The sequence below is a fragment of the Enterobacter sp. K510 genome, assembly GCF_055804875.1.
This window is the reverse complement of record NZ_JBNRLQ010000013.1, coordinates 88,728-114,327: the sequence shown is the minus strand read 5'-3', so window position 1 is coordinate 114,327 and position 25,600 is coordinate 88,728. Positions and strand designations below refer to the sequence as shown.

The 25,600-nt window shown below is 47.5% G+C and carries 22 protein-coding genes; 2 read left to right on the top strand and 20 right to left on the bottom strand.

Going from position 1 to position 25,600, the window contains the following annotated elements; genetic code table 11:
* Positions 1-3 precede the first annotated feature (3 nt).
* From tssA to rlmE, 17 genes are all read right to left on the bottom strand, one after another.
* A complete protein-coding gene (tssA, locus tag ACQUTD_RS19775; protein WP_473274443.1) occupies positions 4-1,404 on the bottom strand; it encodes a type VI secretion system protein TssA in 1,401 nt (466 codons plus the stop codon).
* Between the two features lie 3 nt (positions 1,405-1,407).
* Positions 1,408-2,085 carry a type VI secretion system-associated protein VasI gene (gene vasI, locus ACQUTD_RS19770; RefSeq protein WP_473274442.1) on the bottom strand — a complete coding sequence of 226 codons (678 nt, stop codon included), beginning with the start codon at positions 2,083-2,085 and terminating at the stop codon, positions 1,408-1,410.
* The gene (locus ACQUTD_RS19765) at positions 2,082-3,533 is read right to left on the bottom strand and encodes a sigma 54-interacting transcriptional regulator (protein ID WP_473274441.1); all 1,452 of its coding nucleotides are present in this window, start codon (positions 3,531-3,533) and stop codon (positions 2,082-2,084) included. Before ACQUTD_RS19765 ends, vasI begins: the two co-directional genes overlap by 4 nt.
* Positions 3,533-6,133 carry a type VI secretion system ATPase TssH gene (gene tssH, locus ACQUTD_RS19760; RefSeq protein ID WP_473274438.1) on the bottom strand — a complete coding sequence of 867 codons (2,601 nt, stop codon included), beginning with the start codon at positions 6,131-6,133 and terminating at the stop codon, positions 3,533-3,535. The genes ACQUTD_RS19765 and tssH overlap by 1 nt, the downstream gene beginning before the upstream one ends.
* 40 nt (positions 6,134-6,173) lie before the next feature.
* The gene (gene icmH / locus ACQUTD_RS19755; RefSeq protein WP_473274437.1) at positions 6,174-6,971 is read right to left on the bottom strand and encodes a type IVB secretion system protein IcmH/DotU; all 798 of its coding nucleotides are present in this window, start codon (positions 6,969-6,971) and stop codon (positions 6,174-6,176) included.
* Positions 6,972-6,977: 6 nt separating this feature from the next.
* Positions 6,978-8,318, bottom strand: coding sequence for a type VI secretion system baseplate subunit TssK (gene tssK, locus ACQUTD_RS19750; protein WP_473274436.1), 1,341 nt, complete (start codon positions 8,316-8,318; stop codon positions 6,978-6,980).
* Positions 8,318-8,836: a type VI secretion system lipoprotein TssJ gene (gene tssJ / locus ACQUTD_RS19745; RefSeq protein WP_473274435.1), complete on the bottom strand. Its 519-nt coding sequence runs from the start codon at positions 8,834-8,836 to the stop codon at positions 8,318-8,320. The genes tssK and tssJ overlap by 1 nt, the downstream gene beginning before the upstream one ends.
* Positions 8,833-10,080: a type VI secretion system-associated FHA domain protein TagH gene (gene tagH / locus ACQUTD_RS19740; RefSeq protein ID WP_473274434.1), complete on the bottom strand. Its 1,248-nt coding sequence runs from the start codon at positions 10,078-10,080 to the stop codon at positions 8,833-8,835. Before tagH ends, tssJ begins: the two co-directional genes overlap by 4 nt.
* A gap of 5 nt (positions 10,081-10,085) precedes the next feature.
* On the bottom strand, positions 10,086-11,042 hold the full coding sequence (tssG, locus tag ACQUTD_RS19735; protein ID WP_473274433.1) for a type VI secretion system baseplate subunit TssG: 957 nt from the start codon (positions 11,040-11,042) through the stop codon (positions 10,086-10,088).
* Entirely contained in the window at positions 11,042-12,820 is a 1,779-nt protein-coding gene (tssF, locus tag ACQUTD_RS19730) for a type VI secretion system baseplate subunit TssF (protein WP_473274432.1), read from the bottom strand. The genes tssG and tssF overlap by 1 nt, the downstream gene beginning before the upstream one ends.
* A 15-nt stretch (positions 12,821-12,835) precedes the next feature.
* Positions 12,836-13,264 (bottom strand): type VI secretion system baseplate subunit TssE, encoded by a 429-nt coding sequence (tssE, locus tag ACQUTD_RS19725; protein WP_473274431.1) that lies wholly within the window; start codon positions 13,262-13,264, stop codon positions 12,836-12,838.
* A gap of 5 nt (positions 13,265-13,269) precedes the next feature.
* A complete protein-coding gene (gene tssC, locus ACQUTD_RS19720; RefSeq protein ID WP_473274430.1) occupies positions 13,270-14,748 on the bottom strand; it encodes a type VI secretion system contractile sheath large subunit in 1,479 nt (492 codons plus the stop codon).
* Between the two features lie 35 nt (positions 14,749-14,783).
* Positions 14,784-15,296: a type VI secretion system contractile sheath small subunit gene (gene tssB, locus ACQUTD_RS19715; protein WP_473274429.1), complete on the bottom strand. Its 513-nt coding sequence runs from the start codon at positions 15,294-15,296 to the stop codon at positions 14,784-14,786.
* 388 nt (positions 15,297-15,684) lie between these two features.
* On the bottom strand, positions 15,685-17,022 hold the full coding sequence (gene glmM, locus ACQUTD_RS19710; RefSeq protein ID WP_072569589.1) for a phosphoglucosamine mutase: 1,338 nt from the start codon (positions 17,020-17,022) through the stop codon (positions 15,685-15,687).
* Positions 17,015-17,863 (bottom strand): dihydropteroate synthase, encoded by an 849-nt coding sequence (folP, locus tag ACQUTD_RS19705; protein WP_072569588.1) that lies wholly within the window; start codon positions 17,861-17,863, stop codon positions 17,015-17,017. The genes glmM and folP overlap by 8 nt, the downstream gene beginning before the upstream one ends.
* A 99-nt stretch (positions 17,864-17,962) precedes the next feature.
* Complete coding sequence (gene ftsH, locus ACQUTD_RS19700) at positions 17,963-19,897, bottom strand: ATP-dependent zinc metalloprotease FtsH (protein WP_473274428.1); 1,935 nt, start codon at positions 19,895-19,897, stop codon at positions 17,963-17,965.
* 99 nt (positions 19,898-19,996) lie between these two features.
* Positions 19,997-20,626 carry a 23S rRNA (uridine(2552)-2'-O)-methyltransferase RlmE gene (gene rlmE, locus ACQUTD_RS19695; RefSeq protein WP_473274427.1) on the bottom strand — a complete coding sequence of 210 codons (630 nt, stop codon included), beginning with the start codon at positions 20,624-20,626 and terminating at the stop codon, positions 19,997-19,999.
* Between the two features lie 123 nt (positions 20,627-20,749).
* On the opposite strand from rlmE, the gene yhbY reads away from it, so the two are divergent.
* Positions 20,750-21,043 (top strand): ribosome assembly RNA-binding protein YhbY, encoded by a 294-nt coding sequence (yhbY, locus tag ACQUTD_RS19690; protein WP_072569585.1) that lies wholly within the window; start codon positions 20,750-20,752, stop codon positions 21,041-21,043.
* Between the two features lie 154 nt (positions 21,044-21,197).
* Here the strand turns inward: yhbY and greA are convergent, their stop codons facing one another.
* Positions 21,198-21,674, bottom strand: a complete 477-nt coding sequence (greA, locus tag ACQUTD_RS19685) for a transcription elongation factor GreA (RefSeq protein ID WP_072569584.1) — start codon at positions 21,672-21,674, stop codon at positions 21,198-21,200.
* Positions 21,675-21,921: 247 nt separating this feature from the next.
* On the opposite strand from greA, the gene dacB reads away from it, so the two are divergent.
* Positions 21,922-23,355 carry a serine-type D-Ala-D-Ala carboxypeptidase gene (gene dacB / locus ACQUTD_RS19680; RefSeq protein WP_072569583.1) on the top strand — a complete coding sequence of 478 codons (1,434 nt, stop codon included), beginning with the start codon at positions 21,922-21,924 and terminating at the stop codon, positions 23,353-23,355.
* Between the two features lie 60 nt (positions 23,356-23,415).
* On the opposite strand, the gene cgtA is transcribed toward dacB, so the two are convergent.
* Positions 23,416-24,591, bottom strand: coding sequence for an Obg family GTPase CgtA (gene cgtA / locus ACQUTD_RS19675; RefSeq protein ID WP_072569582.1), 1,176 nt, complete (start codon positions 24,589-24,591; stop codon positions 23,416-23,418).
* Positions 24,592-24,606: 15 nt separating this feature from the next.
* On the bottom strand, positions 24,607-25,572 hold the full coding sequence (locus ACQUTD_RS19670) for a DMT family transporter (RefSeq protein WP_072569581.1): 966 nt from the start codon (positions 25,570-25,572) through the stop codon (positions 24,607-24,609).
* Positions 25,573-25,600 lie beyond the last annotated feature (28 nt).

Here is a 25,600-nt window from a genome sequence, read left to right as displayed (position 1 = left end):
TAATTACTCCAGTCCCTGTGAAGCATCGGCAATATTTTTCTTTATAAATGTGATTAACGAGGGTTCCCATTCCTCAAGGGAAAGCGTTCTGATACTTTTCCAGAGCGTGGCATATTGATGCTGCGAGAGGTCTGATAATCCTTCTTCAGCCAATAATTGCGCGGTGGTAAGTTGGTTATAAAAATAAATACGCGGATCGTTTCCAGGCGTGCTTTGCTGCGCGTTATTTAGTTTACGAAGGGCCGCCTGTAGCCCCTTACTATGATATTCCTGCCATACCGCTTCGTCGTTAAGGCCACCCCCATTCTGCATTGGGGAAACCGCGTCATTTTCTAACCAGGCGGCGGTCTCTTTACTCACAAAAGGAGAACCATCGCTGAACTGCAATATTTCTGCGCCAGGCACTTTCTCAAGGAACCGATTTATACTTTCACGTATCGCGTTTGCGACAGCATGATAACCATTTTGCAAGGCAATCGATGCCGACAGGTAATGGCCATCAAACCACCATGGTGCAAGCGTCACGCTGGTTTCAATCTCTTTCCAGACACTGGGATCAGAGGCAATCCGTCGGCGATAATCTGCCGTTCTGTCAGCTGCAACGGCGGCAAGCTGGGTCTTAAATCCTTCTTTAGTGGGCGGAAGACTATTAATTGTGCTCCAGATAGCATGTCGGCGTAATAAATAGCCCACCGGATCGGCGGGATGCGTTTCACATAAGCGCTCAGCTACATCAAGTAAACTCTGGCGCCATGCCCGTTCAGAATCACTACGTATTTCAATATTGGCCGGAATGTTCGGGGCTGCCGCGGTTGCTTCCTGAGTGGCTGCGGGCAGAGGTGTAGTATCAGGATCGCTGACGCGCTCATACGCAGTCATAAGCTGTCGAACGTCGGCCGCGCGTTTTTCATCCAGTGAAGAAACGCGGTCTAAAAGCGTCGTCAATGCCTGATGCATTTGCTGACGATGCTGCTCATCAGCGCGTTTTGAAAAGTGAACTGCAGCGCTGTCAAACCGCCTGAAAACCTGCTGAAGCAACCGCGAACTGACCTGCTTGTCCTGCGGCCATGCGATCCCCGCGTAACAATTCATGTAATCGTTCAGCAGTGAACATGCCAGAACGAGTCCGTCAGGATTACCGCTATGCTGTAGCGTACGGAGGAGGTGAATAAATATGCGAAAATCTTTGCTCTCCTCCTCCAGCAAGGTCAGACACAGCTCCTGAAGACGCGGGATATCGACCTGACCGTGCGTAAGGGATCCCAGTTTTGCAATGTTATTGTCTATCTCTTCCCAGAATGGGCATTCATCAGAGATCTTTGCCGCTATCTTTTCAGCCGGCAGGCTGGCGAGAAGCCGCTGCCGCCAGGGGTGATCAATCATTGTCATATTTTTAACGTCCATGTGTTACCAGTGACATGCCTTTCTTAAAGGCTCAATTGCAATTTTCAGTCCATCAATACGAAAACGTAAGTGATTCAATGCCGGGTGTTCAGCAGCGATTTCGAGTTCTTTCGCACCAAAAAGCTGCTGAATTTCTGCAATACCCTGTAACCCACGGCTCGCCTCCAGTCGATATCCGCTTCCGCGCCAGAACCATCGTCCTGGCACACTTTTCCCGTTAGCAATGAGGTGTAATATCTGATCGCCTTTTCCCTGCGGAGCGTTAAAAACAATCTGCATACGCGTGATGTTTTCAATACAGCTAATAGCGAGAGTCGCTCTCGCCGGGTAGTTACCGTTGCCGGGAACGGTCAGCAGCAGATAAGACGTACCGGCCTCTCCATTGATCGATTTGAGCAATAGCAAAGGATCATCAGGCTTTCTGGCCTGTTCCTGGCTGGTTACCTGCCACCAGTACGGATCAGGTTTACCTTTTTCTGCAGACTTTAATTCGGGATGCCATGCATCGTCATAACATTGCAAACGAGGAAGGGGCGATGATTCCTTACGACAAGCCTGCATAGCGGTCTGAATATCAATCGCCAGAGGTTCCGTTAACGCTTTGTTGACTGGCGTAGCCGCAGACCATCCCGTAGATAAAACAGAAAGACCGACTATTAATACATACGATTTATATTTCATCGCGATATCCCTGCCTTCTTGCATTTCATATCCAGTGAACGTCTTGATATAGACAGACTTTTAGCAACGCGTTCTTTATCAAAATTGTATTTTTCCAGCCGATGACGTAATACCACTTCCTCGTAATAGGCCAAAATTTTCTTTAATGAACCAGACATAACGTATGCGGTGGAAAAGGAGAGTGAGCATCCCTGACTTGCTTTTAATCTTGTTACAAGCGTCGCCAGTGCTTGTTCACCCCCTTCATTTTCCAGCGTAATAATATAAATACGAATGATGTTTTCCAGCTCACGGATATTCCCGGGAAACGTATGCGTTAACAAAACATCCAGAACATCTTCCGAAAGACCTGCCGATTGTGCCAGGGGCTTTTTTATTGATTCCAGTAATATCCCTGTGATTTTCTTAATATCGTGCATTCTATCACGCAGCGGCGGCAAATATATTTCAGCACCACAAAATCGATGATAAAAGCCTGCGTTTGTGGGGTATAATTTATTAAGTTCAGAAAACGATCTCCTGCATGTCACTATCAATTTTAATGTCACCGTACCTGAATCCCGGGCATCACAACTGATCACCTCATGCGTATCAAGAAAATGTTGAAAGCGCGCATGCCAGCGAGCAGCCAAAGCATCAATATTTTCTATAAGCAGATATCCCCGATGCGCTTTCACCAGCGCGGCACCAGCAACGCTATTTTCACCGAACAGTTTTAAGCCCTGCATTTCATCTGACAGGACGGCACAATCAAAGCATACCAGCGAAGAGGTATCGCGAGAGTATGCATGCAGATAATGGGCCAGCCAGGTTTTCCCGGTCCCCGACTCGCCTGTCAGGGCAACAGGTTTATCTACCTGCAACCTCTCCAGCAGGAACTGTACATAGTGAGACGCAATACAGGCCCCTTCAGTCGCCTTAAAATCGTTACTTGCGCCGTTATCAACATGTAATCGCCGTTGGCTTAATTCTCTGATGCGATGCTGAACCACCTGAGTAATAACCTGGAAATGCCCCTGGGTATCAACTAACTTACCGATCGTTATCGATGGGGCAAGTGCCGCCCACACCCCAGAGACATGTCCATTGTTATCAACGAATGGAAAAGCGTATAAACCACATTCAGTTTTTTGACGTTGCACTAGCGCTTTGAAAGCAGGGTGCTCGATCCGCGCTCCAAAATTTAATGATAACCAGACAGCAGGTTTACCGCTGCGAATCACCTGAGCCAGGGGATGCCGGAAATCATTAACGTCCAGATGAATTAAACCGGAGTGAGAGCCACTAACGCGGCACTCAATCAGCGAACTCCGCGGCATTAGCAATCCTGATAGCTGAGAGCATCCGGGCGCAAGCTCATCCATTTGCGCAGAAAATCGCGTCAGGAGCTCCGTCATATCATTGCAGGAAAGCAACTCCAGTATGGAGTGAGCTGCGGACAGAGACATTAGCTTATTACCTCAACTGCGAACTCCCCTTCTTTAATGCTGAAATGGACGCGCTTGATAGCTTCCCCTGCTGAAAGTTTTTGCAAAATTTCCAGGGACACAGGAGGAAGTAACGCCCCGTCAATTACCGATTCAAGCATTCGTGCGCCATTTTCTTTGCGGGTGGCACGGGAAATTATTTCTTCATAGACCTCTTCATCAATGCAGACGTCAGCAGAAAATCGAGAGGCCAGTTTCGCTGTGAGACTGGTCAGTTTGCCACGGACAATTGACATCATGGTCTCTTCATCCAAAGGCAGAAAAGGAACCACTTCCATACGGGCAAGCAGCGCTGGTTTGAAGAAAGCGGCAAGTTCTGGATAGAGCGCATCCTGAATCTGTTCTGGTGAATGACTCAACTCAACGATTGTTTGATAACCCAGATTCGAGGTCAGGAAAAAGGCTATGTTCTTACAGTCAATAAGTTGTCCTTCGCCATCGGCCATTTCACCTTTATCAAAAGCCTGATAGAAAAGGTTCAGCACATCGGGATGCGCCTTTTCAACTTCATCAAGCAGAACAACTGAATAAGGCTTTTTACGAATTGCCTCAGTCAGGACACCGCCTTCGCCATATCCGACATAGCCCGGGGGTGAGCCGATAAGCCGCGACACAGTATGTTTTTCCTGAAATTCCGACATATTGATGGTTGTCAGCCACGAAGCGCCGCCAAAAAGAAGATCGGCAAGTTGCAGTACCGTTTCCGTTTTACCGACACCACTGGGGCCAACCAGAAGGAAAGCGCCGAGCGGTCTTCCCCCTTTTCTTAAATCAGCACGCGCCGTCAATAAATGTCGGTGCAAATGTTTTAATGCTAAATCCTGACCTTTTATCGTATCAGCAAGATATGCAGGCAATTCGGTAATCACCTTCAGTTCATTTTGTGATATTTGCCGTAACGGTACACCGGTCCATTCTGCAATAACTGTAGCGATCTGGCTTCGGTCAACGTGAGCTGAAAGGCACTGATGTGTTTTCTGCGATTCAGCAAGCTGCTCTTCTAAATCGGCCAGGCTGATGGCGACAGTTGATGAAGTATCGCCATCAAGTAATAATTTACGTAACGCGATTATTTCCGTGACCAGTGTTCTTTGGCTATGCCATTGCGCTTCAAGTTTGGCAAGTTCAACTTTACTGCTCTGACGAGATTGAAAAAGTTCGCCCAGGCGTTCAGCATGATCGTTGAGCCCTATACGTTGTTCACGTTCAATGTGAGTAATTTCCTGCTCAATTTCATTAAGCCGTGTTATCAACGCTGTTATAGTTCTTGGGGGTGTTGATAAATTAATGGCACAACGAGCACAAGCCGTATCCAGAACATCGATGGCTTTGTCAGGGAGTTGGCGCCCGGAAATGTAGCGAGCACTCAACTGTACAGCGGCTACAATTGCATCGTCATCAACCAGAACGTTATGCGCCGACTCATAGTAAGAGACAAGACCACGTAAAATAGTGATAGCCTGCTCAGGATGAGGTTCCTGAACTTTTACTAACTGGAAACGGCGGGTTAAAGCTGCATCTTTCTCAATGTACTTTTTATATTCGCTCCATGTTGTCGCAGCGATGGTTTTCAACGCTCCTCTCGCTAATGCTCGTTTTAACAAATTAGAAATATCCAATCCGCCCTGAGTATTACCAGCACCAATTAATGTGTGCGCCTCATCGATAAAAAGGATCACCGGAACAGGTGCGTCATAAATTTCCTGCATAACACCCTTAAATCGCTTTTCGAACTCACCCTTTACCGAGGCTCCGGCTTGCATAGCCCCAAGGTCAAGGGATAGCACCGCGGTACCAGTAAGCTGTGATGGAACATTATCGGCAGCAATTCGCAAAGCCAGCCCTTCGATTAACGCACTTTTACCCACGCCGGCTTCACCAACGACTATAGGGTTGTTTTTACGTCGGCGGCACAGGATGTCTATCATCAGGTCAATTTCGTCATCACGACAAAGAACAGGATCAAGCTGGCCGTGGCGTGCGGCATCCGTGAGATTTGTCGTAAAGCGAGAAAGTAAGCTTCCCTCACTTGCTATCGTTGCTTCATTACGAACACTTTGTACGCTTTTAACAACGTTATTTTCTGCAGAATCCTGAGTGAGAACGCCAAAACGAGCCAACACTTGATCGCGATGAATACCATCAATCAAACGGCAAAATTCTGCATTAAGATAGCGGTGACGATGTTGAAGTAAAACTAGTAACAGAGCGCCGCTTCTTAATTCATTATGCTCAAGCTCTGTTGATCCAAATAACCAACTATCCTGTAGCCATTCTACAAGTAATGGAGAAAAAGAGGGGTAAGCTTCCGGGTATGCAGAAATGGGTAATAAATCTGTGAATGCCAGTAAAGAAGACCGTGCACTTTCAATATCGACACCATATTCATTCATTATGATATGTATATCACATAAAGGGGTGCAAATTAATTCATATAATAAATGATTGACAGTGATTTCTTCAGCTTGCTTATTGACGCTTACTGCTGCTGCACGCTCAAGGGCGTTCCTTACGAGTGGATGCATGCGTTTTACCAGCGTCGACATCTCTATCCTGATCATATTTTCTCCTTGTTTCGATCTAGTATGGGCAGCCTGCTTATCACGGCAGCATTTCTTCTAATTTAACTATGATATTTGCAGTCTGAATATGTAGCTGCCACTGAAAAATAAGAAACCCCATCAAAGCCAATCCAACCATGAGCCAAACTATCTTTTTGACGGAAAGTAAGCTTCTTAACCCATATTTTTTATCACGCGTAAGAGCACCATAATGAACAACCGTGTTTTGCAAAAGAACAGGCTGTTCCATGGCAGCGACAGCATTAACGCTTTGTAACTTTTGATGTATTACTCGCAGGATCCGTTCACGCTCCTCCTGATACTGTACCGTCATTCTGTATCGACCCTGAAACCCAAGACATAAGCAAAGATGAATAAATTCAAGCAAATCACGATATCGTGAAGGTTCTAATAGGAGACGGTTTATTAGCTGAAAACATTTTTCGCCTCCCCATGTTTCATTATGAAAGCGTACCAGAAGTGTATGTTGCGCCCAACTCTCAATGCCCCATGGACGAGCCATAACCATTTCATCTATGAATGTACAAAAAAAATAGCTCCAGGATAATAAAATACCCGGCTCATATTTTTCAGATTCAAGGTTTTGTAAAATGATGTGAAGTTCATGTTCAATGCGATCAATCAAATTTTTATCAGCCGGTGCATCCATAAGCGATTTAACCCGGACCACAAAACCTAATAAGGACGAGGATTGACTTATCAACGCATTTGGATGATGTAGCAACTCTGTGTCATTCAGACTTCCTACAGCGTTGACATGTAGCGATTGATTCAGCTCCTGCATAATTACTGAATGGATATCGGTTCTGCTTTGCATTATTGATTATCTCCTGATAGCCCAGAATTGCATATCCAGCTCAGGGAACTTCCCTCCGATATGGAAAGCAAATCCGCTATTTGTTCCAGTTTTAGGCCAATACGGAGTCTGATGGTCTAAAGAAAAATAAATGTACCCATTGTGGTAAGGAAGCTGCCGGGGCGATGCCGCTAAAGGACGCAGTGGAATACCATGCGTATGCGTACTTACCAGTTTCATTATCGTTTCAGGTGTAGCCACCTTACTTTGCTGCATAAATTGTTTGCCTAATATATCAAGCGGTAAATTTGCTTTTACTGCAAGCACGAAATCAGCATCAAGCAGTAACTCTTCCTCAGTAATAGCCGCAACAAAGACGCCAAATCGTTGCTCTCGTAACTGCAATGAAACGGCTCGCGGGGAAAGTACGGTACTAAGCGCTTGTCTTAATGAGAGCATAAGAGGATGGAAGCTGCGCTGTAAGTTGTCATGATAATAAAGCGGTAAGTTGTGAGGTAAACGTGAGAGGTCGGTAAATGTCATCAGCTCACCGCAAAAACCTGCCAGAAGATTAAAAAGCGCTTCAGGGTGTAAAATTACTTTACTATTCAGATGATTTAACTGCGGCTGCATGCGGTTCAACAATTGAAGCAGCATAAATTCAGCAACATCAGCAACGCCTTGTTGGCCTGGCGAACCAATTCTGTCGGCGAGGTTTTTTGCACGCTCAATCACGAGACCTGTGACTTCGGAAAGAAAGCTTCTTAATTGCGAAACAGTGCTGATAGTCAAGCAAGTAGGGATAAAATTATTATCAAGCAATAAACTCCCATCGGGCCGTTTATCCGCAATACGCGCGATGGGTATCGAAGCGAATGTGCTTCTGTCATCACTTTCTAGCATCAGTCTAAGATTCACTTTTGCCACTTTGAGCGAAGTTATGTCTGCGCTGGCGGAATAGAGATCGCGTACCGTTTCTATACTTTCCTGATAACGTGTTTTAGATATAGAGCTTTCACTGGAAATATTTATTTCCTGAATATGATCGCTCATTAAAGGAACAGCAAGATAAACGACTTGCCCTACCAAACTACTACCTGCCACTTTAAGTGGCTGCGGAAGAATATCTTCATAAGGGAGGTTAAACAGGGTTCCATCCGGCATAATGCCAGAGGCACTGATTAACGTAACTTGTCCAAAACTTAGATGTTCTTCATTTATCTTTAGCTCAGTAACACCATAAAAATTTTCTGATAATGCAGAAAAAAAAGAATGGAGCAGATAGTCATTATGCCTTTGTTGCTGCTGAAAATGCTGAGGTTTAATAAATAAACCTTCATTCCATATAATACGATTGCGTGTTAACATTAATCCTCACTCTCTTTTAGAATGTCTACACTATCTTTATGCAGGTGGACTAAAACCTGATAATGCCGCCCTAAAGGAAATAGTTTTATAGCTTTTTTCCATTGGGACTTATTAGGATGACTATAATAGACAACAACACCGATATATTTTACATCCTTATCCATTTCGACAGGAGGAAGATACTTGTATTGGCCAGGTACTAACGTAAAATCCTGATGATTTATGTAGTTTTTACCTAATGTATCTTCTATTTTTTTCTCCTGTAACTGGTCAATATCAGCGGCCATGAGCTTAGAATCGTCTGACATCCAGATGAGCTGAAATGCGGCAGGGGAAGCAACCTGACTTTCATTAGGATTAATATCTTTATCCGCAAGTAATGTCAGACCCAAAGTAGAAGGCAATTTAGTGACATCAGGTGTTTCATCACCAGGCCATATTGAACTCTGGCATCCGGCTAATCCCATAGCTACCATAAACATGAGCACTGCCGAAAATCCCGTTTTTAAAACGGTCATATCTTGGCCTCCTCACGCAGCTCCCGTAAACATTTGTCATAAACTTGTTCAAAAACCTCGCGAAATAAGCGGTTAATACCTGCCTGCCTTGAGGACTGGAGCTCTTCAAAATAATATTTATACATTTCCCAGGCCCACGAAGGATCATTGATATCGGCCATTGAATCATGACGATACCGTTGAAAACGGGCCAATAAAACATCCGGTGAAAATGATTGAATAACACTATCAAGCGCAGTTTCTACAGCACGCTCAGAGGCATGGCTTTGTAATCTTATATATGACAGACACTCCCACACAGCAGCAGAAGGTGAAAGATGCACCTGGCTTTTACGTTCACCGAACATTGTATCCAGCGTTGTGACATAATCCATTTGAAGGCGTAGAGGGTTATCTTCTACGGGCTGCATCTGTTTATTAATGCGGATGCGGTCCTGCTCGAGTAGCAATAGCCCTTTGATAGCGGATTCCAGTGTACGGCCTGCCTCCTCTAAAAAAGCATTGGCTTGTTCGCTATCAATAAAACTGAAGAAATTATTCATGCCCCGCATTAATGGTGTAAGGGCTACACTTTCGAAAGGTTGTGTATAGTAGCTCTCAGGTTGTTGATAAGGGTTGGGCACATCAATGAACTCCTCATCCAACATAGGCTCTACTCTCGCCGTAACGTTTTTTAAATCATCGGCATAGCCCTGAGGATCAGATGATTCTGGAGTCGAATAAGGCGATCGCAAACCAAGGGTACCCGGATCAAAAGGCCGGCTTGATAAAACAGATTCATCATAAATATGCCTCGATAGTGAAGCTGAAGTGGCATTGATGACTTGATTCACATCTCCTTTATCTTCAGTAGAGATCAATTCCTGTAGTTGAGAGTAATCAGGGACATCAATTTTCTCTCCAGGGTACCTCAACTGAGAGTGCAGTATTATCTTACCCACTCGCAGCTGATCGCCTGTGGTAAGAGCTACAATATTGTCTTTACCGATACTGTGATCGGCAGCATTAATAAAAGTTTTTCCGCTTGTATCTTCAATACAAAATCGGCCATCCTGAAAAATAATCCGTGCATGAATAACATCTATGCCTTCACTGTTGTCCTGTAAAAACCAGTGTTTTTCATCTTGAATTTCTTTACTTCCTATTGTTCCTCCTTCTTTGCGAAACACATGAGAACGTTTTGTTTTTCCTTTGATACTGTGTGAATCGACAATGTTTAATATCAATTCCATTGAATTATTCATAATAATCATTCCTGAACACGAAGCGTAATTTTTGGTTCCTGTGGCACAGGGGCAAGAAACGTTGTCCATCCCAATAGACATCCATTCCCCGAGCCCAGACATGTTTTCTCAAACTGTTTTTTTGCAAGATTTAACTCAAGATCCCAGGCAAACTGTTCTCGCATGATAAATGACATAACAGTAACTAAAGGCTTAAAAAGATCACCATTAGGAAGAAATCTTAAAAATTCAGAATATGCCAATTCATTTATTTCTAAAATATATTTACTGCTTATGTCGGGGCAAAAATCACCAATAACGAAGTCTTCACCCAGCGAAACATTGGCTTTACCAAGCATATTCTGTTGATGCTTCGCAATGGCAACACGACGATACTGCCAGCAATGTATGCGCACATTCTTAAGATCGAAACAGTGTGAGATTAATCCTTCAACAACCTGAGGCGAACGTCCAGGCGCAGCTAACAGGCCTGAATAGGCCAGCATTTTGCTATGATTAATTGATAAAGATTGGCGTAACTCTTTACTCCCCAGTCCTATTAGAGAAAACATACATTGAGAAAATCGATCCTGCCCTCCCTGGCGGTATCTCACATGATAGCGATATTTTCGCCAGGCACGGTGCAGTAACATTAAGAATCGGTGATTAAAAAAGTTAAGAAATTGCCCCGGACCATCTTCGCCATGGAGATACTGTCTCGCCACGTTTTCAAGATAATAACCTGGCAACGGTGACTGAGCCCCCTGAAGTCCGAGAAATGAAACCTCTACCTCATATCCCTGGTTGTTTTTATTTACTGAAACAATATCTCCAGAAGGAAAGCCCAGCGAGCCGCTTGCAACAAAGCGAATCCGTTCCTTTGCAGGTAACAAGTTTTCAAGCCGTTCGATATCCTGCCCTTCATTACGATAGAGCAGTTCAATCAATTGATAAAAATTATATTCAGTAAAATTATTATTCATTATATCAATGAATGATTGCCTTGTTGTAATGGCCAGTGATAAACAGACTGTGATTCAGTATCTACGAGCAATAATTCATGAAATGAATTTATGTTAGCAAAGAGTGCTAAAAATCGAGAAAGTATACAACCAAACAAATACAACTCACCTTCACTCATGAAAGCGCTACGTTTAGCATATAATGTCGATTGAATACCGCGTACCGGCATGCCACGTATCAATCTATCAACAGGATGAGTGTCAATCTTCTCAATACCATCTAGCCTTCGTTGTGATATCCGTGCAGCCTGTTGATCATTCATTGCCGGAAAATCATAGTTACGAATAATTTGAAGAAATGCATTTTTATCTAACAGTGACAGATAGTTGAGCGCCATGTTTGATATCAATGTCCAATGCAGATCATCATTGATCAATGGCCTAAGTGTACGCGAAGGTAAAGTGATATTCTTATATGACAGCCAGGGAGGAGATTCTCCCAATGGGAGATAAATATCACCGATACCGAGTTCAGCAGGTAAGTGTCGATTGGTGCAGAGCATTGCCACCGAAATTACTTCATCATTACTATCAGTCATATGCTCATCCCCTCTAAAGAAGGAAATGTCGTGTTCGAAACCAGAAAAGTGTAAAGAATTAGCAACGCCAATTTTAAAATAACGCATTATTTTCTTTTTTTCGAATTCGATGTCGTGCCTGAATTTTTCAAAAGCATGATAACACCTCATTTCACCTTTGCTTTGTTTGCCCGTTTTATCAAGATGCTCACTTAACCACCCTTCAACTTTCAACACGGAAAATACTTCATAAATCTCGGGCTTTTTATGACTTGCTTTTAAAGGATAACTTAAACGTTTACCACTTAAATGTATTGGCTCTGCGTTATGCGCGAATAAATTGGCGGCCGGGACACAATGTAACTTTATGGTAGACGTGGTTATACGACAGTCACCCGGGAAAGGTTTATCAAAACGAAAAATGAGTTCAATATCATTTATAAGTGTTTCCTGCGGCAGGGAGTCAAACCCTTTCAAATCAAGAAACAAAAAACCATCCGGAAAACAAAAGAACTCTTGTAAAATACGATAGCCTGAATAAACATTTTTTGGGTAGGGCAGCAAAGCATCACTATCCTTAAAACCTACTGGAGCGACTTTTAATCCAGGTAATGCAAACTCAACACCATTAAGCTTAATTTTCACACAATCAAGGTGATGAAGCATGTATAAATAAAGTTGTGTCGCAACGTAGTAATCATTTCCAAGAAAAAATTGCAGATGATCAAGACAAATTTTACTAAGCGGCTGTGCGCTAAACGTCCTCAAAAAGAGTGAAATAGTACCATTAGCATTGCTATTATCCTTAATTACATCTGTTATTTCTAACGGAAGCATCCACGCATCACGACAAGTTACAAAAGTACATACAGTATCATTGACCGGAGTAGAGCCTAACTGTATACCTTTTGATATATTACATGCTTCAGTAATGGACCCTGTTTTCGGTGTGCATTCTATAATTGCCATAGATGGAACTGGGCGAAGATAGTTAGGCCATAAAATATTTAGCAAGCCGTGGGTAAGCTCCGGGAAATCATCCTCGATTTTTGCGCGTAATGTGCCTGATAAAAATGCGAACCCTTCCAGCAATCTTTCGACGTCTGGATCTGCACTTTTCTCCGAAAGAAAGCGTGTCAGTTGCGGCCATGCTTTTGAGAAATCGGCTCCTTGCATACGGAGCCATGATAATTCATCTTTAAAAAACTCATCAAGTTTCATAAGTGATATCTATAATTAATCGATTTTATATTTGTGACTTCCATCTATTCGCAAGTTGAAATTAATTAGTCTTTCTTTCTCATCGAACACAATCAGCGCTTTTATTGAAAAATATAGCGTTAAAGGATCGTTTTCATTAGGCTGTGCAACCACCTCGACTTTGTGGATGCGAGGCTCATAATGTTCAATACAACGCTGGATGGCCTTACAAATTGTGGCATAGACTTCTACTGAACTCCCGGTAGCATCGTTGAAATCTATAATGCCAAGTTCTTTACAACTTTGGGCGTTTCCTACCCTTGTGTTAAGGATTGCCTGTAGATTGCGCTTTAAAGAGGCCACCAGACCATCTTCATCATTAGAACATCTGGTGGCCAGATTATCTTCAATGCGCTCAAAGAGGCTAGCCGAATGATTTTTTCGCCATACAATAAGCGCAGACATAAACATTACTCCTTATCAAGACGGCCCACTAATGAGAGCTCGAAACTTGCTCCCATATATTTGAAATGTGGTCTGACAGCCATTGACACCTGATACCAGCCTGGATCACCTTCAACATCAGAAACCATGATCTGGGCAGCCCGTAATGGACGACGACTACGAACTTCAGCAGGTGGATTCTCTTGGTCGGCAACGTATTGCCGAATCCAGCGATTCAACTCTCGCTCAAGATCCTGTCTTTCTTTCCACGCTCCAAGCTGCTCTCTTTGTAATACTTTTACATAATGCGCCAGACGGTTAATGATGAACATGTAAGGTAGTTGGGTACCAAGACGGTAATTTGTCTCAGCGATTTTGCCTTCACGCGTATTTGGGAAAACTTTGCACTTCTGAACTGAATTTGCAGAGAAGAACGCTGCATTATCACTTCCCTTCCGCATTGTTAACGTTATAAAACCTTCTTCCGCCAATTCAAACTCACGCCGGTCGGTTACAAGAACTTCGGTAGGAATTTTGGCCTGTAACTGACCCAGCGACTCAAATTTATGTACCGGCAGGTCGTTTACAGCACCACCGCTTTGCGGTCCAATAATATTTGGGCACCAGCGATAACGCGCAAAACTATCAGTTATGTTGCAAGCCAGCAGATAGGCAGTATTCCCCCATAAATAGTTATCATGCTCATCATGAATTGTTTCCTGATAATCAAAGGATTTAATAGGGTTTTCATTTTGGTCATAGGGAAGACGCAGTAAAAATCGTGGAGCCGTAAGCCCCAGGTAACGGGAGTCTTCGGATTCACGTAAAGCACGCCATTTTACATATGCAGGACCTTCAAAAACCGCTTTCAGTTCTTTAATAGCGGGGAGTTCTGTAAAACGATTGAGTCCAAAAAAGGAGGGACTAACGGATGACAAGAAAGGAGCATGGGCCATCGCGCCTACGGCACTCACATATTGGAGCAGTTTCATGTCTGTAGTCGATGGCGTGAACGCATAACTTCCTATGACTGCAGCAACGGGCTCTCCCCCAAACTGACCATACCCGCTTGAGTAAATGTGTTTATAGAAGCCTGATTGCACAATTTCCGGTGAATATTCAAAATCATCAAGCAGCTCTTCTTTGGTGGCATGCAGGATAGTAATTTTGATATTTTCCCTGAAATCTGTTCTGTCTACCAGTAACTTCAATGAGCGCCACGAGGATTCCATATTCTGGAACGCATCAGCATGTACAATTTCATCCATTTGCGCGCTGAGTTTTTTATCTAACTCGCAAATCATTCGGTCTACTAAAAGCTTGTTTACCGGAACGCCTTCCTGCCCGGTTTCGAGGATATTGGCGATAAAAGCGGATATGCCCTGTTTCGCAATATCATAACCTTCATCTTCAGGCTGTAAGCGCGCCTGCTGCATGATTTGCTCAAGCAAGGAATACGATTCAGAATTCAGTTCATTTTGCTGAATACTTTCTTGTAGAGACATACAAAATCCTTATGTATTTATTTCGGACTGATTGCTTATTGCGGTTTTCGATCATCAAGAACTAAATCGAGTTCTTTTAATAGTCGCGCACGAGTTTGATCATCTGTCAGCAACTGTTGCAGGCTTGCACGGAATGAAGGAATGTTACCCAGCGGCCCTTTTAAGGCGACAAGAGCTTCACGTAACTCAAGCAATTTTTTCATTTCTGGAACCTGTCTGGCTACACTGTCTGGTGACAGGTCCTTTAACGAACGTATATCCAGATTAACAGGCAATTCCTCCGTTGAATCCTCCTGCAGCCGGTTAGGTACAGCAAAACTTAGATGTAAACCTGCTTTCTCCATCACAGAGTCAAAATTATTTTTATCAATTGAAATAGCTTCGCGCTCTTCAATTGCGGACTCCTCTTTACCACCTTTTAAATCACCAACTACCATGATGTTTAAGGGCAATTCTACTTCAGCCTGTTCCCCTCCTGTTGCAGGAACATATTTGATATTAATACGCTCTTTAGGAGCGATACTTCCTTCAAACGTTTGTTTGTTCATGCTCAATCGTCTCCACTGTTAAGTTTTTTTATGCACGGTTAAAACACAGCCTTATAACACATTAGATTACTTACAAAAAATAATTAGCATGAATAACCTCAACTTTGAACTATAATTAACACCAAACAAATTTCTTCAATGAATATTGAAGGCCTGAATATTAGTCATCATGATTAGGTTGATGAAAAGACGTTAGATAAATGTTTAAGAAAGTAGTTTATTATTGTTAAATTCATCATAAGAATGCGCATTTTAAAAAGAACTAAAATTAATTATAATTTTTTTGATAAGCAGACTTTTTTTGCTTTTATATTTAAAAGCATTATTTGTTAAAAATAAAAACAAAAAAAGGGCGGCCATAGCCACCCTTATACATCAGAGATGTTACTTATACCGCTTTCACTGCGTCCGCAATGCGGTTAGCAAATGCCGTTACCTGCGCTTCGTCTTCACCTTCCACCATCACACGGATCAACGGCTCGGTACCGGATTTACGCAGCAACACGCGGCCGCGATTACCCAGCGCCGCTTCCACTTCTGCGGTGACCGCTTTCACGGTTTCATCTTCCAGCGGATCGCCGTTGCCAGCCGTAAAGCGTACGTTAATGAGGATTTGCGGGAACAGCTTCATACCGCTGCACAGGTCGTGCAGGGTCATATGGTTACGTACCATCGCCGCCACAACCTGCAGGCCAGCCACGATACCGTCGCCGGTAGTGGTTTTGTCCAGCAGCAGAATATGGCCGGAGTTTTCCGCACCAATGCGCCAGCCTTTCTCCTGAAGTTTTTCCAGCACGTAGCGGTCGCCCACTTTTGCGCGCGCAAACGGAATGCCGAGCTGTTTCAGCGCCAGCTCCAGCCCCATATTGCTCATCAGCGTGCCGACTGCGCCACCGCGCAGCTGACCCTGACGAAGACCTTCACGGGCGATGATATAGAGGATCTGATCGCCATCAACCTTGTTACCTTCATGATCCACCATGATCACGCGGTCACCGTCACCGTCGAAGGCGATACCGATATCGGCTTTTTCGGCCACCACGCGGGCCTGCAACGTACGAACGTCCGTTGCCCCTACTTCCTCGTTGATGTTCACGCCGTTCGGCTCACAGCCAATGGTGATGACGTGAGCGCCCAGCTCGCGGAAGACGTTTGGCGCGATGTGGTAGGTTGCGCCGTGCGCGCAGTCAACCACAATTTTCAGACCCTTAAGGCTGAGTTCGTTCGGGAAGGTGCCTTTGCAGAATTCAATGTAACGCCCGGCGGCATCGACGATACGGCTGGCTTTACCCAGCAGCGCCGAATCCACGCAGGTGATCTCTTTTTCCAGTTCGGCTTCAATCGCCTCTTCCACGTCATCCGGCAGTTTGGTGCCGTCAATGGAGAAGAATTTAATACCGTTATCGTAGAACGGGTTATGGGAGGCGGAAATCACAATTCCCGCTTCCGCGCGGAAGGTCCGCGTCAGGTACGCGACAGCAGGCGTCGGCATTGGTCCGGTAAAAGAGGCGGAAATGCCCGCCGCTGATAGCCCGGCTTCCAGCGCCGATTCCAGCATGTAGCCGGAAATGCGCGTATCTTTACCGATAATGATTTTACGCGAGCCATGGCGCGCCAGGACTTTACCGGCGGCCCAGCCGAGTTTAAGAACGAAATCCGGCGTAATTGGCGCATCGCCTACACGACCACGAATACCATCTGTTCCAAAATATTTACGTTCACTCATAGCGTTTCTTTCCCTTCGCTGACAGTGTGGCTTCGACCACTCGCATAGCCTCTACCGTTTCTTTTACGTCATGGACACGAATAATATGCGCGCCCTGCATTGCCGCGATCACCGCGCACGCCAGGCTGCCGCTGAGGCGTTCAGAAGGCCCTACATTCAGTAGCTGGCCAATCATCGATTTGCGCGACATTCCCACCAGCAACGGTAGATCAAACTGATGGAATTCAGATAAGCGGGCGAGCAGCGCATAGTTGTGGGACAGATTCTTACCGAAACCGAATCCCGGGTCGAGCAACAATTTCTCTTTTGCGATGCCCGCCTGCTCGCAACGTGCAATATTGTCGATAAAAAAGCGCGTTACGTCAGTAATAACATCATCGTATTTTGGCGCATCCTGCATGGTTTTGGGGTCGCCCTGCATATGCATCAGACAGACCGGCAGCCCGGTTTCCGCCGCCGCCTCCAGCGCCCCCGGCTCCGTCAGGGAACGGATGTCATTGATAAGATGCGCGCCGACGCGGGCAATTTCGCGGATCACTTCCGGCTTTGAGGTATCAACCGAGATCCACACTTCAAAACGCTGCGCCAGCGCTTCAACCACCGGCACCACGCGGGACAACTCTTCATCCACGCTGACATCCAGCGCCCCCGGACGCGTCGATTCGCCGCCGACGTCGATAATGGTCGCCCCCGCATTGATCATCAGGTTAGCGTGCTTTACCGCCTCGATCAGCGTGTTATGCGCGCCACCGTCAGAAAAGGAATCCGGCGTAACGTTAAGAATGCCCATAACATGTGGATGCGACAGGTCGAGCACGGACCCCTGAGCAAAGCGTTTCATAAGTCATCCCTTGTATAACGAGGTCAACAGAATAATAAAAAACCCCGGAGCAAGCTCCAGGGTTTGAAGTAATACAGACACAGCATCAGTGCGAAAAACTTATTTGTCGCCCAGCTGCTCTGACATGGTATTGCCCGGGTTCGGCGTACGCGGTTCATCGACCGGACGCGGCGCACGCGGGGTGCCGTTGCTGTCAGAGTTGTTGGACGCGCCTGGATCTTCCCAACCCGCTGGCGGACGCACATCGCGGCGAGCCATCAGGTCATCGATCTGCGGTGCGTCGATGGTCTCATATTTCATGAGCGCATCTTTCATCGCATGCAGAATATCCATATTCGCATTCAGGATCTCACGGGCGCGATTGTAGTTACGCTCAATCAGCGCTTTGACTTCCTGGTCGATGATACGTGCCGTTTCATCAGACATATGCTTCGCTTTTGCGACAGAACGGCCAAGGAACACTTCGCCTTCTTCTTCTGCGTACAGCAGCGGACCGAGTTTATCGGAGAAGCCCCACTGGGTGACCATGTTACGCGCCAGGTTAGTCGCGACTTTAATGTCGTTCGACGCACCGGTGGAAACATGCTCCGCACCGTAGATGATCTCTTCTGCCAGACGACCGCCGTACAGCGTCGAAATCTGGCTTTCCAGCTTCTGACGGCTGGCGCTGATCGCGTCACCTTCAGGCAGGAAGAAGGTCACGCCCAGCGCACGGCCGCGCGGGATGATCGTCACTTTATGCACCGGATCGTGTTCCGGCACCAGACGACCGATGATCGCATGGCCTGCTTCGTGATACGCCGTGGATTCTTTTTGCGCTTCCGTCATCACCATGGAGCGACGTTCCGCACCCATCATGATTTTGTCTTTCGCTTTCTCGAATTCCACCATCGACACGACGCGTTTGTTACCACGGGCAGCAAACAGCGCCGCTTCGTTCACCAGGTTCGCCAGATCCGCGCCCGAGAAGCCAGGCGTGCCGCGGGCAATGATTGCCGCGTCAATATCCGGTGACAGCGGTACGCGACGCATATGCACTTTCAGGATCTGCTCACGACCACGTACATCCGGCAGACCGACCACAACCTGACGGTCGAAACGGCCTGGACGCAGCAGCGCAGGGTCAAGCACGTCCGGACGGTTAGTCGCGGCGATAACGATAATGCCTTCGTTACCTTCGAAGCCATCCATCTCAACCAGCATCTGGTTCAGGGTCTGCTCACGTTCGTCGTGACCACCACCCAGGCCTGCGCCACGCTGACGGCCTACGGCGTCGATTTCATCGATAAAGATGATGCACGGCGCGGCTTTTTTAGCCTGTTCGAACATGTCACGCACACGAGAGGCACCGACACCCACGAACATTTCCACGAAGTCCGAACCGGAAATCGTAAAGAACGGCACCTTCGCTTCACCGGCGATAGCTTTCGCCAGCAGCGTTTTACCGGTACCCGGCGGCCCCACCATCAGCACGCCTTTTGGAATTTTACCGCCCAGTTTCTGGAAACGGCTCGGTTCACGCAGGTACTCAACCAGTTCCGCCACTTCTTCTTTCGCTTCATCGCAACCTGCGACATCAGCAAACGTGGTTTTAATCTGATCTTCGGTGAGCATACGCGCCTTGCTCTTGCCGAACGACATGGCGCCTTTGCCACCGCCGCCCTGCATCTGACGCATAAAGAATATCCAGACCCCAATCAGCAACAGCATCGGGAACCAGGAAATAAAGATAGAAGCCAGCAGGCTCGGTTCTTCCGGCGGCTCGCCAACCACTTTGACGTTTTTCGTCAGCAGGTTATCAAGCAGTTTCGGGTCGTTTACCGGGATGTAAGTCGTGTAACGGTTACTATCTTTCTTGGTAACGTTGATCTCACGTCCGTTGATACGCGCTTCGCGAACCTGGTCCTGATTGACCTCTTGCAGGAAGGTAGAGTAATCCACCTTACGGCCATTAGACTCGCTGGGCCCAAAGCTCTGGAATACTGACATCAGCACGACGGCAATGACCAGCCAGAGTATTAGGTTTTTCGCCATGTCACTCAAGGGATTAACCTCATATTACAACTGTGTTAAAAACAGCGTCAGGATACGCCATATCCAGCCTCATTCAAACGGTTGTCTGAAATCAACGGGTTATGATTTTAGCCCGGTCGCTACAATGTACACTTCACGTGAACGCGCACGAGAAGAGTCCGGCTTACGAACTTTAACCTTCGTAAACAGGGAGCGAATTTCCCTTAGATACTCATCGAAGCCTTCGCCCTGAAACACCTTCACTACAAAACTGCCGCCAGGTGCCAATACGTCCCGACACATCTGCAATGCCAGCTCCACCAGATACATGGCGCGGGGAATATCCACCGCGGGTGTTCCGCTCATGTTCGGTGCCATATCTGACATTACGACCTGGACTTTACTGTCGCCTACCCTATCAAGTAACGCTTTCACGACTAATTCATCACGAAAATCGCCCTGAAGGAAGTCCACACCAACGATAGGATCCATAGGTAAAAGATCACATGCGATGATACGGCCTTTGCCACCAATCTGTGTTACCACATACTGTGACCAGCCGCCAGGTGCTGCGCCAAGGTCAACAACTGTCATCCCCGGCTTAAAAAGTTTGTCACTTTGCTGTATTTCATCAAGTTTAAACCAGGCACGGGAACGTAACCCTTTTTTCTGTGCCGCTTGAACATATTTATCGCTAAAGTGTTCCTGAAGCCAGCGACTGGAGCTGGCAGAACGCTTTTTACCTGTCATTTAACATTCCATCTGGGTTCATCGTGAGCCGATGGTGTAAATTTCCACACGGCAATTTGGCGATATAAGGGAGATGGCGGTAGAATGAACCGTTTTCAATCCCAACGTAAGCAAAAATATACGATGAATCTGAGTACTAAACAAAAACAGCACCTGAAAGGTCTGGCACATCCGCTCAAGCCAGTAGTACAGCTTGGCAACAATGGTCTGACCGAAGGGGTACTGGCCGAGATTGAACATGCGTTACAACACCATGAGCTTATCAAGGTTAAAATCGCGACTGAAGACCGCGAAACCAAGACGTTGATCGTGGAAGCCATTGTTCGTGAAACCGGCGCCTGTAATGTACAGGTCATCGGTAAAACGCTGGTTCTGTATCGCCCAACAGCAGACCGTAAAATCGCGCTGCCACGTTAAGAATATCCTGAGTTAAACACAAAATCTGTGTAAAACGAGGGGTTTTCTAAAAGCAGACGAGCAAAATGCCACGCTCTGAGTGTTGTTAAAAGGCCGCTTCGCGGCCTTTTTCTTTTCTTTACAATGCGTCAACATATTACACATTGTAACCTAATCAAAGATATTCCACTTTGATGATTTCGAATTCAACTTCGCCGCCCGGCGTCTTGATGACCACGACATCGTCCTGCTCTTTACCCACCAGGCCACGGGCGATAGGCGAATTCACAGAAATCAGATTCTGCTTAAAATCAGCCTCGTCATCGCCCACGATGCGGTAGGTCTGCTCTTCGTCGTTGTCGAGGTTCAGCACGGTTACCGTACAGCCAAAAATCACACGCCCGTTGTTCGGGATTTTAGCAATGTCGATCACCTGCGCGTTGGACAGCTTCGCTTCGATATCAGCGATACGGCCTTCGCAGAAGCCCTGCTGTTCACGGGCGGCATGGTACTCGGCGTTTTCTTTCAGATCGCCATGTTCACGGGCATCGGCGATGGCCGCGATAATTTCAGGACGGCGTACGGACTTGAGAAAATCCAGCTCTTCGCGCAGTTTTTCGGCACCGCGTAAGGTCATCGGAATAGCTTGCATTTGTTATACCTCTTGAACATTCCTGTAGGGAGCGGTGTCCCGCCCCGGCAGCTAAGCCCGCCCGTTTTTCATCGGGTTCCCGGACCAGAAGCAAAAGAAAACTGACCCGGAGTCACAGCCCCAGGTCAGAAGCAATTTTTCAATTTGATACGCATTTTACCGCGAAGTTCACTATGGGTCATCGTTTACTTTCAAGGGCGATGCACCGTAGTATGACGGCCTGTTTCCAGGTTGTTAGCGCGAGATTATGCGATTTTCCAGATTTGTCATCGGATTGACCACCAGTATAGCGATGAATGTTCAGGCGGCGAATGTCGACGAGTACATCAATCAGTTGCCTGCCGGCGCGAACCTCGCCCTGATGGTGCAGAAGATTGGCGCTCAGGCACCGGATATTGATTATCACAGCCAGCAGATGGCCCTTCCCGCCAGTACGCAGAAAGTGATCACCGCCCTTGCCGCTCTGCTGCAACTTGGCCCTGATTACCGCTTCACGACCACGCTTGAAAGCAAAGCCCCGATTGAAAACGGCGTCTTACAAGGCGATCTGACGGCGCGCTTTGGGGGCGATCCGACGTTAAAACGTCAGGATATTCGCAATATGGTGGCGGTTCTGAAAAAAGCAGGCGTGCGTGAAATCGCGGGCAACGTGCTTATCGATACCTCCATTTTCGCCAGTCATGACAAAGCACCCGGCTGGCCATGGAATGACATGACGCAATGCTTCAGTGCCCCGCCAGCGGCCGCCATTGTCGACCGTAACTGTTTCTCGGTTTCTCTCTACAGCGCTCAGAAAGCCAATGATCTGGCATTTATCCGCGTCGCCTCCTATTACCCCGTGAACATGTTCAGCCAGGTGCGTACGCTGGCCCGTGGCAGCGCTGAGGGCCAGTACTGCGAGCTGGATGTGGTTCCGGGTGACTTAAACCGTTTCACGCTGACAGGCTGTATGACGCAGCGTGCTGACCCCCTGCCGCTGGCGTTCGCCATTCAGGACGGCGCAAGCTATGCCGGCGCCATTATCAAAGATGAATTGAAACAGGCGGGGATCACCTATAGCGGCACCCTGCTGCGTCAAACGCTGGTCAATGAACCGGGCACGGTGATCGCCAGCAAGCAGTCGGCTCCCCTGCACGATCTGCTGAAGATCATGCTGAAAAAATCCGACAATATGATCGCCGACACGGTGTTCCGCACTATCGGCCATGCGCGTTTTGGCGTGCCGGGCACCTGGCGCGCCGGCGCTGACGCGGTACGGCAGATCCTCCGCCAGCAGGCGGGCGTCGATTTGGGGAACAGCATTGTGGTGGATGGCTCTGGCCTGTCGCGTCATAACCTGATTTCTCCCGCCACCATGATGCAGGTGCTGCAATATATTGCTCAGCATGATACCGAGCTTAACTTTATCTCGATGCTGCCGCTGGCGGGCTACGACGGCTCGTTGCAGTACCGCGCGGGTCTGCATGCCGCAGGCGTGGACGGTAAAGTATCGGCGAAGACCGGCTCTCTGCAGGGCGTCTACAATCTGGCGGGCTTTATTACCACCGCCAGCGGTCAGCGGATGGCGTTCGTGCAGTATCTGTCCGGCTATGCCGTTGAGCCTGCCGATCAGCGTAACCGCCGCATTCCGCTGGTGCGGTTTGAAAGCCGTCTGTATAAAGATATTTACCAGAACAACTAAACAAAAAGCCCGGTCGCGTTATGCGTACCGGGCTTTTGGCTGGCAGAGCGTTAGTCTGGATTAACGCTTGTAGATGAACTCAACGCCTTCGTCGTCTTCTTCATCCCAGTCGTCATCCCAGTCTTCGTCGTCTTCTTCAGCTTCCGCTTCTTCCAGCTGCTGGCGATGATAATCATCCCACATGAATTCGACTTTCTCTGGCTGCTTCTCTTCTTCAGCGTGAACGATTGGGTTCTCGATGATGAAGGTCATCACATCCCAGCACAGGTCTTTAACGCCCTGCTGGGTGGCGGCGGAAATCAGGTAATACTTATCTTCCCAGCCCAGAGCTTCGGCGATAGCTTTCGCTTTTTCTTCGGCCTGCGCTTTGTCCATCATGTCGATCTTGTTAAAGACCAGCCAGCGCGGCTTACTGGCCAGATTTTCACTGTATTTTTCCAGCTCGCCAGTGATGATGCGCGCGTTTTCCGCCGGATCGGAACCATCGATCGGATCGATGTCGATGAGGTGAAGCAGTACGCGGCAACGCTCAAGGTGCTTCAGGAAGCGAATACCCAGACCGGCGCCTTCCGCCGCCCCTTCGATAAGGCCCGGGATGTCTGCCACCACAAAGCTCTTCTCGTTATCCATACGCACCACGCCAAGGCTTGGCACCAGGGTGGTAAACGGATAATCCGCGACCTTCGGCTTCGCCGCAGATACAGCGCGGATAAAGGTGGATTTACCGGCGTTCGGCATCCCCAGCATCCCCACGTCAGCCAGCAGCATCAGCTCCAGCTGAATGTCACGCTTTTCGCCAGGCGTCCCCATGGTCTTCTGACGCGGCGTACGGTTGACGGACGATTTAAAACGGGTGTTACCCAGACCGTGCCAGCCGCCTTTAGCCACCATCAGACGCTGACCGTGTTTGGTCATGTCGCCCATGGTTTCGCCGGTGCCCTGATCGATAACACGCGTACCGATCGGCACCTTAACGCAGGTGTCTTTACCGCGCTTACCGGTACAGTCACGGCTTTGACCATTCTGACCACGCTCAGCGCGGAAAGATTTTTCAAAGCGGTAATCGATAAGGGTATTCAGGTTTTCGTCCGCTTCCAGCCAGACATCGCCACCGTCACCACCGTCGCCGCCGTCAGGGCCGCCACGGGGAATATATTTTTCACGGCGGAAGCTTACACAACCGTTACCGCCATCACCTGCCACGACCAGGATCGTCGCTTCATCAACAAACTTCATTTTACTCTCCGTTACTCATTCGCCTGAGCGGGGTAAAGTGACAACCACTTCACGCTTGCGCAGACGTCCCCACAGGCGATGGCCTATGGCGGAATACATCGCGCCCGCAACCACGACAAACGCACCGAGATAACCTAAAAGGTTTAACATCGGTCTGGCGAAGACATCGGGCCAGGCCTGTGATAATAAATCTGAAAACAATAGTGTAAACAGCGGCGTCAACGTGATTAACGCGCTCACCTGCGCCGCCTGCCAGCGCGCCATGGCTTCCGCCAGCGCGCCATAACCGACCAGCGTATTCAGCCCGCAAAACACCAGGCACGCCAGTTGCCATTGGCTGAGTTCGGCGATCATGGCCGGTTTCGCCAGCGGCAACAAAGCTATTGTACATAAAGTGTACAGCAAAAAGAGGATCTGCTGTGAGGCCAGACGACGCAATAATACTTTTTGCGCGACGCCATAGCTTACCCAGACCGTTGCCGCTCCCACGCCGAAGATCACACCCCAGGTGTAATCGGTAAGGCGGGTGAAGATCTCCACCAGGCTGGTGTTGAAAAACATCACCAGTCCGCAAAGCAGCATTATCGCCCCTATGATCTGTGTGCCGCGCATCTTCTCTTTAAGAATGAACACGCTGGCGACCATCATGCCCACCGGTGAGAGCTGTCCAATCACCTGTGATGCCGTTGGGGTCAAATATTGTAGAGAAGAGCTGAAGAGAATGAAATTCCCGAATAAGCCCCCGGTAGCAATGGCAAGCAACACCAGCCAGCGGGGCTGCCGAAAAATGCGCATCGGCGGCAGTTTGCCTTTAACGGCCAGAATCAGGCCAAGACCAATAGCTGCCATTAAAAAGCGATAGAACACGATAGTAGGTGGTTCCATCACTTCCAGCACCTGCTTCATTGCGATTGGCAATGCACCCCAGCACATGGCTGTCGTCAGCGCCAAAAGAATTCCAATGCCTGCCTGCTGCTTCATTGCCCGTTTTCCCTACAAGAGATTTTTC